At 67.7% G+C, this 16,422-nt stretch carries 15 protein-coding genes; 7 read left to right on the top strand and 8 right to left on the bottom strand.

Annotated features, from left to right (window positions below; all coding sequences use genetic code 11):
• Nucleotides 1–13: 13 nt before the first annotated feature.
• The 4 genes from IB278_RS20580 to IB278_RS20565 all read left to right on the top strand — a co-directional run bounded on the left by IB278_RS20580 (nt 14) and on the right by IB278_RS20565 (nt 2,913).
• Nucleotides 14–853, top strand: a complete 840-nt coding sequence (locus tag IB278_RS20580) for a thymidylate synthase (protein WP_192325109.1) — start codon at nt 14–16, stop codon at nt 851–853.
• Nucleotides 854–857: 4 nt separating this feature from the next.
• Complete coding sequence (locus IB278_RS20575; RefSeq protein WP_145741855.1) at nt 858–1,391, top strand: dihydrofolate reductase; 534 nt, start codon at nt 858–860, stop codon at nt 1,389–1,391.
• On the top strand, nt 1,388–2,512 hold the full coding sequence (locus tag IB278_RS20570; protein ID WP_192325107.1) for a phosphatidate phosphatase App1 family protein: 1,125 nt from the start codon (nt 1,388–1,390) through the stop codon (nt 2,510–2,512). Before IB278_RS20575 ends, IB278_RS20570 begins: the two co-directional genes overlap by 4 nt.
• A 161-nt stretch (nt 2,513–2,673) precedes the next feature.
• On the top strand, nt 2,674–2,913 hold the full coding sequence (locus tag IB278_RS20565; RefSeq protein WP_145741851.1) for a hypothetical protein: 240 nt from the start codon (nt 2,674–2,676) through the stop codon (nt 2,911–2,913).
• 46 nt (nt 2,914–2,959) lie between these two features.
• On the opposite strand, the gene ligD is transcribed toward IB278_RS20565, so the two are convergent.
• The 7 genes from ligD to IB278_RS20530 form a co-directional block, all read right to left on the bottom strand.
• Nucleotides 2,960–5,512, bottom strand: a complete 2,553-nt coding sequence (ligD, locus tag IB278_RS20560; protein WP_192325105.1) for a DNA ligase D — start codon at nt 5,510–5,512, stop codon at nt 2,960–2,962.
• Complete coding sequence (locus IB278_RS20555) at nt 5,491–6,504, bottom strand: lysylphosphatidylglycerol synthase domain-containing protein (protein ID WP_192325103.1); 1,014 nt, start codon at nt 6,502–6,504, stop codon at nt 5,491–5,493. The genes ligD and IB278_RS20555 overlap by 22 nt, the downstream gene beginning before the upstream one ends.
• Complete coding sequence (locus IB278_RS20550; protein ID WP_225613032.1) at nt 6,501–7,982, bottom strand: ATP-binding protein; 1,482 nt, start codon at nt 7,980–7,982, stop codon at nt 6,501–6,503. Before IB278_RS20550 ends, IB278_RS20555 begins: the two co-directional genes overlap by 4 nt.
• A 65-nt stretch (nt 7,983–8,047) precedes the next feature.
• Nucleotides 8,048–9,553, bottom strand: a complete 1,506-nt coding sequence (locus IB278_RS20545) for an ATPase domain-containing protein (RefSeq protein ID WP_145741846.1) — start codon at nt 9,551–9,553, stop codon at nt 8,048–8,050.
• A gap of 173 nt (nt 9,554–9,726) precedes the next feature.
• Complete coding sequence (locus IB278_RS20540) at nt 9,727–9,906, bottom strand: hypothetical protein (protein ID WP_145741844.1); 180 nt, start codon at nt 9,904–9,906, stop codon at nt 9,727–9,729.
• Between the two features lie 77 nt (nt 9,907–9,983).
• The gene (locus IB278_RS20535) at nt 9,984–10,937 is read right to left on the bottom strand and encodes a cation diffusion facilitator family transporter (RefSeq protein ID WP_145741842.1); all 954 of its coding nucleotides are present in this window, start codon (nt 10,935–10,937) and stop codon (nt 9,984–9,986) included.
• A gap of 50 nt (nt 10,938–10,987) precedes the next feature.
• Nucleotides 10,988–11,167: a DUF3606 domain-containing protein gene (locus tag IB278_RS20530; RefSeq protein ID WP_192325101.1), complete on the bottom strand. Its 180-nt coding sequence runs from the start codon at nt 11,165–11,167 to the stop codon at nt 10,988–10,990.
• 415 nt (nt 11,168–11,582) lie between these two features.
• Between IB278_RS20530 and IB278_RS20525 the strand changes: the two genes are divergently transcribed.
• The 3 genes from IB278_RS20525 to IB278_RS20515 are packed head-to-tail and all read left to right on the top strand — an operon-like array spanning nt 11,583 to nt 15,164.
• Nucleotides 11,583–13,064, top strand: coding sequence for an aldehyde dehydrogenase family protein (locus IB278_RS20525; protein WP_192325099.1), 1,482 nt, complete (start codon nt 11,583–11,585; stop codon nt 13,062–13,064).
• Nucleotides 13,065–13,105: 41 nt separating this feature from the next.
• On the top strand, nt 13,106–13,825 hold the full coding sequence (locus tag IB278_RS20520) for a cupin domain-containing protein (protein ID WP_192325097.1): 720 nt from the start codon (nt 13,106–13,108) through the stop codon (nt 13,823–13,825).
• A 13-nt stretch (nt 13,826–13,838) separates the two neighbouring features.
• Nucleotides 13,839–15,164 (top strand): NAD(P)/FAD-dependent oxidoreductase, encoded by a 1,326-nt coding sequence (locus IB278_RS20515; RefSeq protein WP_145741836.1) that lies wholly within the window; start codon nt 13,839–13,841, stop codon nt 15,162–15,164.
• Between the two features lie 189 nt (nt 15,165–15,353).
• Here the strand turns inward: IB278_RS20515 and IB278_RS20510 are convergent, their stop codons facing one another.
• Complete coding sequence (locus tag IB278_RS20510) at nt 15,354–16,322, bottom strand: LysR family transcriptional regulator (RefSeq protein WP_145741834.1); 969 nt, start codon at nt 16,320–16,322, stop codon at nt 15,354–15,356.
• Nucleotides 16,323–16,422: the final 100 nt, after the last annotated feature.

The raw sequence follows: 16,422 nt of genomic DNA, 5'->3' as shown, positions 1-16,422 counted from the left end.
TAAAATTCCCAACATGACCTCGCCCAGCCGCCCCGTCCGCTCCCAGTACGAAGACTTCATGCGCCATGTGGACACCCACGGCGTCCACAAGAGCGACCGCACGGGCACGGGCACCAAGAGCGTGTTCGGCCACCAGATGCGCTTCGACCTGAACGAAGGCTTCCCGCTGGTGACCACCAAGAAGGTGCACCTGCGGTCCATCATCCAGGAACTGCTGTGGTTCCTGACCGGTTCCAGCAACAACAACTGGCTCAAGGAGCGCGGCGTCACCATCTGGGACGAGTGGGCGCGCGAGGACGGCGACCTGGGTCCGGTGTACGGGGTGCAGTGGCGCAGCTGGCCCACGCCGGACGGCGGCCACATCGACCAGATCTCCGAAGTCATCAAGACCCTGAAGACCAACCCCGATTCGCGCCGCATCATCGTGAGCGCATGGAACGTGGCCGAGCTCTCCAAGATGGCGCTCATGCCCTGCCATGCCTTCTTCCAGTTCTACGTGGCGCCGCCGCAGGCACCCGGCGAGCGCGGCAGGCTGAGCTGCCAGCTCTACCAGCGCAGCGCCGACATCTTCCTGGGCGTGCCCTTCAACATCGCAAGCTACGCGTTGCTCACCCACATGGTGGCGCAGCAGTGCGAGCTCGACGTGGGCGACTTCATCTGGACCGGCGGCGACTGCCACATCTACAGCAACCACGCCGAGCAGGTGGCGCTGCAGTTGAGCCGCACGCCCTACCCGTATCCCACGCTCCACATCAAGCGCAAGCCGGCCTCGATCTTCGACTACCAGTACGAAGACTTCGAAGTGCTCGACTACCGGCACCACGATCCCATCAAGGCACCGGTGGCGGTGTGAGCCCATGTCCGGCCTCATGACGACACCGCGCATCCACCTGATCTTCGCGCGCGCCGCCAACGGCGTGATCGGTGCCAACGGCTTCATGCCCTGGCACCTGCCTGAAGACCTGGCGCACTTCAAGCAGCAGACCGGCGGCGCGCCGGTCGTCATGGGCCGCAAGACCTGGGATTCGCTGCCGCCGCGTTTCCGGCCGCTGCCCGGCCGCTGGAACATCGTCGTGACGCGGCAGGACGATTGGAAAGCCGAAGGCGCGCAGCGCGCGGGCAGCCTGCAGGAGGCGCTCTCGCTGTGCGAGGATTCGCAAGTGCCCGATGTCTGGATCATCGGCGGCGCGCAGATCTATGCCGAGGCGCAGCCGCTGGCACAGCAGGCCGTCGTCACCGAGATCGCGCGCGACTACGAAGGCGATGCGCATGCGCCGGAACTGGCTCCTTCCGAATGGCGCGAAACCAGGCGCGAATCGCACGTCTCGGCCAAGGAAGGCCTGCACTACAGCTTCGTGACCTACGAACGCATCGCCGCGCCGAAGGCATGAACGCAGGCGAGCCGCGCGCCATCGCCGCTGCGCCGCTGCGGCGCCGCTCCCTGGTGGTCGGCGCCGCATTGCTTTGCGGCCTGGCGCCCATGCAGGCGCTGCGCGCGGCCGAGCGGCTCGATCCCGACGAAGAAGCGCTCTTCATCCCCGGCACCGCGCGCCCCACCGGCGATGGCCGGCTCGAGGTCGACATCCATGCCTGGGTCTACGAACCCGAGCGCCGCTGGGGCCTGAATGCCGCGTTCGCGCGCTACCTGGGCCTGAGCCTCAAGAAGCTCTCGCCCGCGGCACGGCTGCGCTTCAACCAGCGCACCGCGCTGTTCCACGCCGAATCGGAAGAAGGCAAGGTGTTCGAGCTCGACTTCGAAGGCAGTGCCGCGCGCGTGCCCACGCCGCCTTCGGGCGCCGACGGCCGCATGAACATGCGCATCGTCATCGACCCGCCCCGCATGCCGCCTTCGAGCGAGTGGCTGAAGTTCCATGCCGTGACCGGGCCCGGCGAACTGCTGCACCGCTTCAGGGGCGAGGCATTGATCGTTCCCGCGCAAGGCCTGTCGATCATTTCGGACATCGACGACACCATCAAGCGCACCCAGGTGCGCGACCGGCGCGAGATGCTGCTGAACACGTTTGCACGGCGCTTCGAAGCGGCACCGGGCATGGCGGCGTACTACCGCACGCTGGCCAAGGCGCCGGACACGCGCTTCCACTATCTCTCGGCCAGCCCGATGCAGTTGTACCCCGCGCTCGCCGATTTTCTTCGCGATGCGGACTTTCCCATGGGCAGCATGCACCTGCGCGAAAGCACGACCTGGCGCACGCTCATTCCCGGCGAGCAGGATTCGCGCACGCACAAGCTCGGCGTGATCGAGCGCCTGCTGGCCGACTTTCCGCAGCGCCGGTTCATGCTGGTGGGCGATTCGGGCGAGAGCGATCCCGAGATCTACGGGCAGGTCGTTCGCACCCATCCCGGCCGCATCGACAGCATCGCCATACGCGACGTGACCGGCGAGGACAGCCGCGCCGAGCGCTACGCGGCCGCCTTCGAAGGCGTGGCCCCCGGCCTCTGGCAGATTCTTTCCCCCGAACAGGCCCCGGCACCGATCCAGCGGGCAAGGTGAGCGCCCGCCGCCGAAACACCTTCGGCACCTTGGTTTCCAGCACCGGCGACAAAAGAACACTTAGGTACACATCGGAAAGTCATGTGCCTCACAGGGATTAGGCAAAACTGTGATTTTTTCCGCAGAATGTTCTCTCCACCACCCAGACAAGGAGACGGCTCATGTCCATGGAGTTTCTTCGGGTCATCGCCGAGCAGAAATTGCCATATGTCGTCCACACGCCAGCCGACATCGACAGGCTGCGCGTGCTGCGTGCGGCCGAGCTGGTGACCGCTTTCATTCCGCCGTCCAGCCACGCGCCGGACGATCGCGCGATACGCCAGCTCGCCCAGGTGGAATCGATCACCGCCAAGGGCAAGCTGGCGCTGAACAAGGCCACCTCGGCCTTCATCGAACTCTGAACGCCATCGCCGCGCTCGCGAGCCCCGCGTTCCGCGCGGGATCCGGCTAGCGCTTGCGCACGTCGGCCTCGAACCCCAGCAGCTTCATTGCGGCTCCCGGACTCTTTGCAGCCTTTGCATACGCGGCCCATGCATCGTTGCCGCGGTCGAGCCGTGCATGGATGTTCCGCAGGGTCCACTGCGCACCGCTCGCGAGCGTGGGAACCTCCTGCCATTCCACCGGCACCGACACGCCCATGCCGGGACGCGCCCGCACCGACCAGGCGCAGATGGTGGTCGCGCCGAAGCCGTTGCGCAGGTAGTCGATGAAGATGCGGCCGACGCGGTTACCCGGCCCGCTCTTGGCGACGAACATCTGCGGCAGGGTGCGCGCCATGTGGCGCACGATGGCCTGGGAAAAATCCTTGATGGTGTCCCAGTCGTACTGCCGCTTGAGCGGCACCACCACGTGCAGCCCCTTGCCGCCGCTGGTCTTGCAAAACGGCGCGAGGCCCAGTTCGTCCAGCACCACACGCATCAGCTCCGCCGCCTGCAGCACCATGGGCCAGCCGACGCCCTCGCCCGGGTCGAGGTCGAAGGTCATGCGGTCGGGCTTGCCGATGAGCGTCTTCAGGCCGTTCCAGGTATGGAACTCGATGACGTTCATCTGCGCCGCGCTCAGCAGCCCGAGCGGGCCCGCGATCTCGATCAGCTCGGGGTGCTTCGGCCACAGTGCCGCGTCGAGCTGCCGCACGCCGGCCATCTGGCCGAGCTCCAGGTGCTTCTGGAAGAACAGCTGGCCGTTGATGCCCTGCGGCGCGCGCACGAACGACACGGGCCGGCCCTTGAGGTGCGGCATCATCAGCGGCGCGACCAGGCCGTAGAAGCGCACCACTTCCACCTTGGTGATGCCGGTCGAGGGGTCGACCACGCGGTCGGCGTGCGAAACCTTGAAGTTGGCGGGCATGGTGGCGGCAGGTTCGGGCTCGGGCCTGGGTTCACGGCCGGCGCCCGCCTGGTGCACCGGCTTCTCGCGGACGATGGCCCTGGCGGGCTTGTCCGAGCGCACGCTGTGGAACACCGGATGCCGCACATGGCCGTCCTTGGTCCATTCGGAAAACGTGACTTCGGCCAGCAGCACCGGCTTGACCCAGTGCGCACGCCGGTCGTTCTCGGTCGGGTTCTTGAACGGCCGCCGGTCGATGCCGAGCGGCTTCAATCTTTCGAGCATGTCGGCGAGCGTTCGGCCATTGAAGCCCGCGCCCACCGCGCCAGCGTAGACCAGCTCGCCCTTGTCGTCGTGCACGCCAATCAGCAAGGCGCCGATGCCCACGCGCGAGCCCTTCGGATCGGTGTAGCCGCCGATGACGAACTCCTGCCGCTGCGAGCACTTGAGCTTGATCCAGTCGGGCGAGCGGCGCGAGGCATAGGTGCTGTTCTTGCGCTTTCCGATCACACCCTCGAGCCCGATCTTGCAGGCCGAGGCCACGATGTCCTCGGGCGGCGCATCGAAGATCTCGCTGAAGCGGATTTCGGGCGGCGCCTTGGCAAGCAGCGCCTGCAGCAGGCCGCGGCGCTCCACCAGCGGCACGCCGGTGAGATCGAAGCCGCCGTAGTAGGGCAAGTCGAACAGGAAGTAAACGATGTTGCGCGTGTTCTCGCTGTCGAAGGCGTTCTGCAAGGCCTGGAAGTCCGTGCCGCCGGACTCGTTGAGCACCACGATCTCGCCATCAAGCCAGCCGGGCGCGAGCTTCATGCGCTCGATCGCGCGCACCAGGTGCGGCATGCGGCCGCTCCAGTCATGGCCATTGCGCGTGAGCAGCTGCACGCCGCCTTTCGCATCGACGCGCGCGAGCAGGCGGTAGCCGTCGAACTTGATCTCGTAGATCCAGTTCTGCGGATCGGGCGGCGGGCCGTCGACCAGCGTGGCGAGCAGCGGCGAGAGCTTGGCGGGCATGGCGGCCTTCACCGCATCGGCGGGCATGCCGCCGGCCGATGCCTTGCCGCGCTTTCTTGCCGGTGCGGGCGGCGCCTCGGCGGGCGCCGAGACCGCCGCGGCGGGCATCGGCATCTGCGCCACGCTGTCCGGGAACTGGTCGACCACGCTGAATTCGGCGGCCGGGCGGGCGTACTCGTCGTGCTCCTTGATCAGCAGCCACGCGTCCTGCTTGTCATCGGCCTTGCCGTGCATGCGCACCAGGGCCCACTTGCCGCGCAGCTTGTAGCCATGCAGCTCGAACTTGAGGTGCCCCGCCTTGTAGCCCTTGCGCGGATCGCCGATGGGCGTCCAGCTGCCCTTGTCCCAGATGATCACCTTGCCCGCGCCGTACTGCCGGGGCGGTATCTCGCCCTCGAACTGGTTGTAGGCGATGGGATGGTCTTCCACATGCACGGCCATGCGCTTGTCGTGCGTGTCGTAGCTCGGGCCCTTGGGCACCGCCCAGCTCTTCATGGCGCCATCGAGCTCGATGCGGAAGTCGTAATGCAGCCGGGTCGCCCAGTGCTTCTGCACCACGAACTGCAGCACGCCGGGCGCCGATGCGCCGCCCTCCTCGGGCTCGGGCGTGGCGCCGAAGTTGCGCTTTTCCTTGTAGCGCTTCAGGGAGTTTGCGCGCGCCATGGTGTGTCGGCCTCCACGTCCAGCGGATGGCCCGCCGCGTAGCGTTCGAGCAGCAGGTAGAGCACCAGGCCGCCGGCCAGCGGCAGCAGGTAGTAGAGCGCGCGGTAGGCCAGCACGGCCCCCATCAGCTCGCCCTGGCGCACGGTGCCTGAGAGCAGCGCCAGGTAGACCGCCTCGAGCACGCCGAGCCCGGCCGGGATCGGCGTGATCACGCCGACGATGGACGCGGCCAGCAGCACGCTCAGCGTGGTGGCGTACGGCACCTGCCGGTCCAGGAGCAGGTACATCGCGCAGCCCATCAATGCCCAGTTGGCGGCGGAGAGCGTGAGCTGGACGACCGCAAGCTGCGCCGAAGGGAGCCTCACCCGCCGCCCCCGCAGCTGCCACTGCCGCCCGCGCGAAAAGGCGCAGGCCACCACATACGCTGCCGCGAGAAGAATCATCAGCACGCCGAGCGCGCGCAACGCGTCCGCCCCGATGCTCGCCTGGCGCGGCGGCGTGATGACGCCAGCGGCGAACAGGCCGCCGGCCAGCAGCCCGTAGCCGAGCCAGTTGGTGGCCAGGCTCACGCCGACGATCTGCGCCACCACGGCTTCATCGAGGCCCGCGCGCGCATAGAGCCGGGCACGCATCGCAATGCCGCCGACCAGCGAACCCAGGTTGAGATTGAAGGCATAGCTCGTCACCGCAATGGCCCAGGTGCGCCAGCGCGGCACCCGGTGGCGCGTGTGCCGCCGGCCGATGAGGTCGAAGCATCCGTAGAGCGCGTGGCTCGCGGTTGCGATGGCCCAGACCCCCAGCAGCAGCATCGCCGGATAGCGCTGCAGCGCCTCCCATGCGCCTGCCCAGTCGACCTTGTGCGCATGCGACAGCAGCAGGCCCAGCACCGCGAGCCCCAGCAGCGGCAGCAGCCATCGGCGGCAGCGGCGCCAGAGCGAGGGCCTGCCGGCCGGATGGTCCGCCGCCGAAAGCATGGTCGCGTCATGGTTCATGGCGCGGCCCCCAGGGTCGAGATCAGCGCCGGCAGGTCAAGCGGCTTGAGCAGATGGTGGTCGAACCCGGCCACCGCAATGCGCTCCTTGTCGCCGTGCTGGCCCCAGCCGGTCAGTGCGACGAGGATCAATCCGGCCAGGGCGGGGTTGGCGCGCAGCCTGGTTGCGAGCTCGCAGCCGTCCATGCCCGGCATGCCGATGTCGAGGATCGCGAGCCCGGGCGCCAGACCCTCGGCCACCATGCGCAGCGCGGCATCTGCGCTGTAGGCCACGCGCGTTGTGGCGCCCATCGAGCGCAGCAGTTCGCCCAGTGCATCGGCCGCGTCCCGGTTGTCGTCGACGATCAGCACCGTGCCCGGCAACGAGGCCGGCCAGCCGCGAACGGCCGGTGCCGACGACGCGGGCACGCCGGCCTCGACGCGGGCAAGCGGCAGGCGCACACAGAACATCGCGCCCTGGCCCAGGCCCGCGCTGGTTGCCTCGACGCTGCCGCCATGAAGCTCGACCAGGCTCTTCACCAGCGTGAGGCCGATGCCCAGGCCGCCCTGCGCCGCCTTGGAAGTGCCGCTCACCTGCACGAACATCTCGAAGATCGACTTCAGCATGTCCGGCGCAATGCCGGTGCCGTTGTCCCAGACCTCGACCACGGCGTCGCGCCCTTCCCGGCGCAGCACGATGCGGATCTTTCCGCCGGGCGCGGTGTACTTTGCGGCGTTGTTGAGCAGGTTGGAGAACACCTGCGTGAGGCGGACGCCGTCGCCCCGCACCACGACCGGCTCGCTGCACAGCCGCGTGCTCAGCGTGTGCCTGGCGCCTTCGAGCAGCGGCCGGCTCAGCTCGATGGCGTCCTCGATCACCGCTTCAAGCGAGACCGCCTCCATGCGCAGCTCGATCTTGCCGCGCGTGATGCGCGAGACCTCCATCAGGTCGTTTACGAGCCGCACCATGTGGTCGATCTGCCGCCCCATGAGCTCGTAGTAGCGCCGGGCCTCCGCGGGCTCGTGCGGCTTGCGCATCAGGAGCGTGAGCGCAGTGCTCATCGGCGCGAGCGGGTTGCGCAGCTCGTGCGCCAGCGTTGCAAGGAACTCGGTCTTGCGCTGGTCGGATTCGCGCAGGCCGTCGAGCAGCTCGCGCAGCTGGTACTGCCGGTTGCGCGCCCTGAGTGCCGTGCGGACCGTGCTGATCAGCGAGGCCACGCGCATCGGCCGCTCGATCACGGTGACGTTCGCGAGCCGGTCCATGGCCTTGACGATGACGGGCGAATCCGCGCCCTGGCGAGCAAGAACGAGCACCGGCAGATCGGACCACGGCGGCTGCGAGCCCAGCACTTCGGCCAGCGCGGCCGCGGCCGGATCGGCCAGCACCTCTTCCGCCAGCATGATGGCGCCGGCGCCTTCCTGGATAGCCCGCACGAGCTCGCACAGGCTGTCGCAGGTGTAGGCCGCAATCTGCGCGCGGGCCAGCACGGCACTTGCCATGAGGGCGTCCCTGGAGGTTGCGGTCCGCAACAGGATGCGCTGCTCGGCGGATGCGGCGGGCGGGCTCACGATGCGCGCTGCACGCCGTCGGTGGGAACGGGAATGCCCGTCAGGATGCCCCTGAAATGACGCAGCGGCTCGCCGACCTTGAGGCCTGTGGCGGTCATCGAGAAATCACGGATGCTGCGCTCGTGCGCGCCGCCGCGCTTCTTGAGCACCGAGATCGCCTGGCGCACTTCGCCCTCGAGCTCGAAGTAGCGAAGCAGCACCACCGCATCCGCCAGGTAGCTCGCATCCACCGGCGTCTTCATCTGCATCCCGATGAGGCCATGCTGCGCGCCCACCAGCAGCGTGGCGACGCCGGCCTGGCCCAGGTAGGAAAGCAGCTCGTGCAGCTGCACGATCAGGAAGCGCTCGTCGGGCATCGCGTTGAGGTAGCCGTTGAGGCTGTCGATCACCACCACCGCCGCACCGCACTCCGCCACCGCCAGCCGGATCAGGTGCACGAACTCGCCCGGCGACAGTTCGGCGGGGTCGACCTGCCGCACCTTGATGCGGCCGGATTCGATGAACGGCCCCAGGTCCATGCCCATGCTTTCGCAGCGCGTGCGCAGCGTGTGGATGCTCTCGTCGAAGATGAAGAGGGCCGCGCATTCGCCGCGCCGCGCCGCCGCCAGCGCGAACTGCACGGCCACCGTCGATTTTCCCGTGCCCGGCGCGCCGACGAACAGCGTGCTCGTGCCGCGTTCCAGGCCGCCGCCCAGCAGCGCGTCGAGCGCCTCCAGGCCGCTGGGAATGCGCGCCTGCGTGGCCGCCGGTGCCGAGGGATGCTCGGAAGCAACCAGGCGCGGAAAGACGCGCAGGCCGCCGCGCTCGATGCGGTAGTCGTGATAGCCGCCGCGGAACTGCTGGCCCCGGTATTTGCTGACCACCAGCCGGCGCCGCGCGGCCCCGTAGTCGGAACTGATCTGCTCGAGCCGGATCACCGCATGGGCAATGCTCTGCACCTGCAGGTCGTGCTTCATGGCGGTCATGTCGTCCAGCAGCAGCACCGTGCACTGGCGTCCGGCAAAGAACTGCTTGAGCGCGAGGATCTGCCGCCGGTAGCGCAGCGAACTGCCGGCCAGCAGGCGCAGTTCGGACAGCGAGTCGAACACCACGCGCGAAGGCTTGAGCACATCGACGTCCGAGAGGATGCGCAGGGTCGTCTCGCTGAGCTCGACCTCGGATGGATGGAACATCGTGTACTGCTCGTCGGGCTCGAGCGCGGCCTCGGACGGCAGCATCTCGCGCACCTCGATGCCGCTCAGGTCCCAGCCATGGGAACGCGCCACGCCCTTGAGCTCCTGCGCGGTTTCCGACAAGGTGACGTACAGCACCGACTCGCCGCGCTTCGCGCCTTCGATCAGGAACTGAAGCGCGATGGTGGTCTTGCCGGCACCGGGCGTGCCTTCGACCAGGTAGAGGCGGTTGGACGTGAGCCCGCCGCCAAGAACATCGTCGAGGCCGGGAACACCGACTTTCATCAGGCCGTCCTGGGCGGACGGCAAGGCCGTGCCGTCGAGTTTCATTTTTCTTCCTCCATCGTCGGACAGACAGTCCTTTCTGCCCTGTTCTGCTTGCGATCTGCTGGCGCAAGAATTTTTATCAGGAGCTGCGGCCCCTGGGTTGTAGGGCATCACCCTTCTTCGGGACAAGACAACGCCACTGCGCCGCGGCCGCTGCGCGCCGGCCGCGGACGGCCTCAGGACTTGTCCGGCGTCTTGCGCTCGGCATCGCCGGGGTCCTGGAGTTTCTTGTTTTCGACCTTCTTCATCTGCTTCTCGCCCTCGGTGTCCTTTCCATCCGTGGGCACGGATTCCTCCTGGGTGATTTCCGGTTCGTCGGGGGAACGCTCGCGGCGCTCGGGCGGTGGCTTGTTCATCGCTGGACCTCCTGAATGAGCCCCGACAGTGGAGTGCCTGCGGCACGGCAGCGCTCAGGCAATGGCGCCAGCGGCCGTCAGCCAACGCCGACGATCCCGCCGGCCCGCGCGGAAGCCGCGTCTTCCACGGGCGCCTCGCTCGCCTCGATGAAGAGCCGCCGGATCATCGGGAAACGCCCGCGCACCTGCTGCTCGATCGCGGCGATGGCATCGGCGGCTTCGCCGGTCGCCGTGCCCTCCCTGAAATTCAGGTCGACCACCGCCAGCACCTCGTCGGGGCCGATGTACATCGACAGCACGTGGCCGACGTCCTGCACGCTCGGCTGCTCCATGGCCAGGCTGCGGATGGCGCGCGCGGTTTCGGGGCGGATGCCCTCGCCGATCAGGAGCCCGCGGGCCTGGCTGATCAGCAGCACCGCCACGCCGGCCAGCAGCAGCCCGATCACCACCGAGGCCGCGCCGTCCAGCGCGGGCATGCCGAGCCGGTGGCTGAAGTAGATGCCCAGCGCCGCCACCGCCAGCCCGGCCAGCGCCGCCGAATCCTCGGCCAGCACGGTGTAGGTGGTGGGGTCCTTGCTCTGCCCGAGCGCGCGCCAGAACGGAGCGCCGTGCGACTGGACACGGAACTGCCGCAGTGCAACCAGGAAGCTCGCGCCTTCGAACAATGCGGCCAGGCCCAGCACCAGGTAGTTCCAGCCCGGATCGCGCATCGGCTCCGGTTTGCGGATGTGCTGGATGCCCTCGTAGAACGACACGCCGCCGCCCAGCCCGAAGATCAGCACCGCGACGATCAGGCTCCAGAAGTACAGCTCCTTGCCGTGGCCGAAGGGATGCTCGGTGGTCGCGGGCCGCTGGCTCAACCGGATGCCCACCAGCAGCAGGACGCCGTTGAAGGTGTCGACCGCCGAATGGATGCCTTCGGACAGCATGGCCGAACTGCCGGTGATGCCGGCGACCGTGAACTTGGTGGCGGCAATGGCCACATTGGCCGCGATGGCGCCGTAGATCGCAAGCTTCGATTCGGCGGCCATAGGGATTCGGACGGCGGTGCGCCGCTCGGCCCTTGCGTTCAGCCCGGCCTTCAGGGAAGGCCGAGGTAGATCCGCAGGTCGTCCTTCATGGACCCCGCTGACGCGACCGCCATGCGCAGGCGGGCCTCGCTGACGCCAAAACACTTCGTCCAGTAGTCGACCTCTTTCAGGTCGGTGATGTCGATTCGCTCGTCGTCCTGTGGGACGCGGATCTCCATGTCGTCCGGCATCGCGGGGTCTCCAGGTGGGTTGGAGACGGGAGTTTCACCGCCCGGCGAAGCCGCCATGCCAGCCGGACGCCATGGCTGATGCAGGACATGTTCTACATGCTGTCATCTGCTGCGGTTTCGGGATGTTTCATGAAGCCAGTTCCGCTTCTTCCTCGGACGTGCCGCGGTGCGCGTGGCCGTGGGGAATACCGCATCCATCGGATGGCGCAGCAGCGGCTCGTCCAGGCAACTGCTGCCGAGAGAGGGAAATATCTCCACCGGCTCGCCCTGCACCGTGTGGCCAAGATGCACGACGGCAGGATCTGCTGTCGCGGCTCGCACAACGGCAGCCTGCTTTGTTCAAGACCCCCATTGAAGCACCGGCCCGCGGGATGCACGGCCTAAGATTTTGGACATGCAAAGGCCCCATCAATCCATGAACTCCTCGATCGTCGAGCACCTGAGGCGCGCTGGGCGCCTGGACCGCATGTTTGTCGACGGCGAGTGGGCCGTGCCCGAAACGCAGGCTCGCAGCAGCGTCGTCGACCCGTCGACCGAGGAGCCTGTGGCGGAGATCGCGCTGGGCAGCGCAGGAGATGTCGCTGCGGCCGTGGCCGCGGCCCGGCGTGCATTCGCGGCCTGGTCCGTGCGTTCCGCCCAGAGCAGGGCCCTGCTCCTCGATCGCGTCCACGCCCTGATCCTCGAGCGGGCAGAACTGTTCGCCCAGGCGATCTCGCTGGAGATGGGCGCGGCCATCGACTTCGCGCGCCGCACACAGGTGCCGTCAGCAGCGGAGCACATCCGCGTGGCGCGCGACAATGCGCGCGGTTATGCGTTTATCACCCATCGCGGGGACATGGCCATCCTGCGCGAGGCCATCGGCGTGTGCGGCCTGATCACACCCTGGAACTGGCCGCTCTACCAGATCACAGCCAAGGTCGGAGCCGCCCTGGCAGCAGGCTGCACGGTCGTCCTGAAGCCCAGCGAGCTGTCGCCCCTGAGCGCCTTGCTCTTTGCCGAAGTGATGCAAGACGCCGGCATCCCGCCCGGTGTGTTCAACCTCGTGAACGGCAGCGGACCGGAGGTCGGCGCGGCCTTGGCGCAGCATCCGGAGGTGGACATGATTTCGTTCACCGGTTCGACAAGGGCCGGCGTCCTGGTGGCCCAGGCGGCGGCCCCGACGGTGAAGCGCGTGGCCCAGGAACTCGGCGGAAAATCTCCCAACCTCATCCTGCCGGATGCGGACCTGGCGCGCGCCGTACCAGGAGGCGTGGCGGCCGGCTTCCGCAACGTCGGCCAGTCCTGCAGTGCTCCGACCCGCATGATCGTGCCCCGTGCGCGCCTGCAGGAGGTCGAGCGGATCGCGCTCGAGGCGGCATCCGGCATGGTCGTGGGCGACCCGCGTTCGCAGCAGACCACGCACGGCCCCGTGGCGAACCGCGCGCAGTTCAATCGCGTGCAGGAAATGATCGGTGTCGGCATCGCCGAAGGCGCGCGGCTTGTCTGCGGCGGCCTCGGCCGGCCGGAGGGCTTGAGCCGCGGCTTCTATTGCCGACCGACCATCTTCACCGCGGTGCATTCCCGGATGCAGATCGCGCAGGAGGAGATCTTCGGGCCGGTGCTCGTGTTGATTCCCTATGACAGCGTGGACGAGGCCGTGGAAATTGCCAACGACACCGTCTATGGACTGGGCGCCCACGTGCAAGGAAAGGACCTGGCCGCGGCGCGTGCCGTCGCGGCGCGGATCCGGTCCGGGCAGGTGCACATCAACTATCCAGCCTGGAATCCGCATGCCCCCTTCGGTGGCTACAAGCGCTCCGGAAACGGCCGCGAATACGGTATCGAAGGTCTCGAGGAGTACCTGGAAACCAAGGCCATTCTCGGCTTCCAGGATGCCTCGGCACCCGCGACCGAATGACAGATTTCAAAGAAGACATTGCGCATCGCGCTGGAGCAATCATGACCGTGGCCCTCGTACTGCACCGCGCCGATGGTGCGCCTCTTTCCACCGCTTTCCGCAGGGCGCCGTTCGGCAACGACGACCCCTTTGCGCGGCATCGCGAGATCGCGTGGGAAGGATCCGGCGCGATGAGCGCGGGCCGCACCAGCTTCATCGGCGAGCTCGAAGTCGCGAGCTATCCCCACATCGAAACCATCGTCGTGGTCGAGGGCGAGCTGACCCTGACGGCGGCCGGCGCGGCCCCGCTGGTGGTCGGCCCCCAGGCGGGCGCCGTCATCGGATGCGGCACCTCGCTTCATGTCCAGGCCGAATCCCGCGTGCGCTTCGTGTTCTGCGCGGCCGCTTGCGAAAGACCGACGAAGCGCGGCGTCTTCCCGCTGCACGCCGCCGCCGACTTCAAGCCCACCGCGACGCTGCCCGCGGAAGTGCTGCTGGGCCCCGCGCCGGCGTGCCGCAGCGACAAGGTCTTCATCGACGACGGCGCGCAATACAGCGCCGGCGCCTGGGACTCGACCCCCTACCACCGCATCGTTCGGCCGCATCGCATGAACGAGTTCATGCATCTGCTGGCCGGCAGCGTGCGCTTCGCAGCGCCTGACGGCAGCGTGCTTTCTACGGCGGCCGGCGACGCGCTGTTCGTGCCCCAGGGCGCACCGATCGGCTGGGAAAGCAGCGATCGCGTGGCGAAGTTCTACGTGTGCCAAAGCGTCCCGGCTTGAATCGGGGAGCGAGATGTCACCCCCGCTGCAACACATCCAGACTTCACCCACGCTGCCGGCTTCAGCCGATGTCGTCGTGATCGGCGGCGGCATCATCGGTGTCTTTAGCGCCTACTACCTGGCCAGGCGCGGCCTGTCGGTCGCCCTGGTGGAGAAGGGCCGGATCGGCGCCGAGCAGTCGAGCCGCAACTGGGGCTGGTGCCGGCAGCAGAACCGCGATGCCCGCGAACTACCCCTAGCGACGAAGAGCCTCGATCTCTGGGAACGATTCGCCGCCGAGAGCGGCGAAGACACCGGTTTTCATCGCTGCGGGCTGCTGTATCTCAGCAATGACGAGGCCGAGATTTCCCGCTGGGCCAGCTGGCGCGATTTTGCGAAGACCGCAGGCGTGACGACCCTCATGCTGAGTGCCCGCGAGGCCGCCGAGCGCGGCCATGCGACCGGCCGCGCCTGGAAGGGCGGCGTCTTCTCGCCCAGCGACGGCACCGCCGATCCCGGCAAGGCCGCGCCGGCCGTGGCTGCTGCGCTCATCAAGCTCGGCGGCAGCGTCCACCAGAACTGCGCGGCCCGCGGCATCGAGACGGAAGGCGGACGGGTCAGCGGCGTGATCACGGAAGCCGGGGTCATCAAGACCCGGACGGCCGTGCTGGCCGGCGGCGCCTGGGCGTCTTCGTTCTGCCGGCAGCTGGGCATCCGCTTTCCGCAGGCCTCGATCCGCCAATCCATACTGAGCGTGTCGCCGGTCGAGCAGCGCCTGCCGGATGCCGTGGTGAGCGCGGGCGTGTCCGCCACGCGCCGCAACGACGGACGCTATGCACTGGCCATCAGCGGCCGTGCACGCGTGGACCCGACAGGGCAGTTCATGCGCTTCGCGCCGCAATTCGTGCCCATGTTCGCCAAGCGCTGGCGCAACCTTCGCCCGGGCGGCCTGGAAGCCATTCGGAGTGGCCACGAAACGCTCGCACGCTGGCGGCTCGACGCGCCGACGCCGATGGAGCGCGTGCGCATCCTCGATCCGAAGCCCGATCTGCCCACGGTCAGGGAGACCCACCGCCGCGCCATCGAACTGCTGCCCCAGCTTCGCGACGCCAGGATCACGCATGCCTGGGCCGGCTACATCGACAGCACGCCGGACGGTGTTCCCGGCATCGGCGAGGTGCCCGGTATGCCGGGCTTCATCCTGGCCGCGGGCTTTTCCGGACACGGCTTCGGCATCGGCCCCGGCGCCGGCCACCTGATCGCGGACCTCGCCAGCGGCGCCGAACCGATCGTGGATCCCATGCCCTACCGGCCGGAGCGCTTCAGCAACTCGGCATGGGGCAAGGTCGCTGATTTCTAGGCTGCGGTATCCGCGTCTTCGAGCGGCACGAATCAGGCTGGGCCTGCTGCAGTGCAGCTCAGCGATTGAAACCACTCTCTGCGGTTCCCGGCGCATCGGGCCGGCGAGTCATGGAGCGGAGATGCCCGTTGCCACCTGGGCGATGCCTATGAACAGGCTGCAACGACGGCCACAGCGGTGGCCCGGAGGCTAAGCGCGGGGCGGCGTCTGCACGGGCGCGGCAGGCAAGCTCCGCGCATGCGCCTTCAGGCAGGCGATGAAATCCATGAGAGTGGCCGAGACGTGTTCGCGGTTCCACACCACGGTGATCGGACCGAAGCGGATGTTCGAATCAATGGCGATCTTCCTGAACAGCCCCAGCGAGGCCATGTAGTCCGCCATGGATTGCGCACACACGCCGACATAGTCGCCCTTTTGCAGCAGTGCCTGCATCATGGCCAGCGAGGCGGTTTCTGCCTTAGGCACCAGCCACGATGCTTGTTGCTCGATGAGATAGGCATCCATCTGGATGCGGGTGAGCGTGCCAAGGGGCGGCATCACCCATTTCTCCCTCAGGACGTCGGCAAAGCCCAGCGGCTGGTCGCTGTCCCAGTGCTTGCTGCCCTGGCCGATGACGATGCTCACCTGGTCGTCGAAGAGCACGTGATGCGCCAGCTGCGGCTGGTGCGCCCTTGCATCCAGAACGCCGATCACGGCGTCCATGGCACGCGTGTCCAGGCCCTTGAGCAGGTCGTCGAACAGCCCGTCGTGAATCGACACGGCCACATCGGCATGGCGCTGCTGGAACGCGGTCACGGCTTCGGGCAGGCCGCCGGCGATGCCTGCCCAGACGCTGCCCACGTTCAGACGCGGCACGCGTCCCGCAGCCACCGCATGCATCTCGCGGCCAGTGCGGACGATATCTCCCAGCACGGTGATGGCCAGCCGCTTGAGCAGATGCCCCGCAGGCGTCAGCTGCACCTTGCGCCCGCGCACCATCAGCGGCGTGCCCGCCACGCGTTCCAGTTCTGCCAGCCAGTGCGACATGGCAGATTGCGTCATATGCAGCCGCGCCGCCGCCTCGGTCAGCGTGCCCGCCTCGTCCAGCACCAGAAAGGATTCCAGATGCCGGACCTTGATGCCTCGCGCCCAGGAAAGGCCTTCTGAACGTTCAATCATGAGTAGATTTTCATAGTTCCATTTTGCATTTTCACTAGGCGGATAGCAGGGTTGTCATGAAAATTACTTCATCTTTTATGTCGGACCCTCAGAGGAATCC

This window comes from Variovorax sp. VRV01 (assembly GCF_014852545.1).
GTDB classification, from domain to species: domain Bacteria; phylum Pseudomonadota; class Gammaproteobacteria; order Burkholderiales; family Burkholderiaceae_C; genus Variovorax; species Variovorax beijingensis_A.
This window is presented reverse-complemented; position numbering and strand designations above follow the sequence as displayed.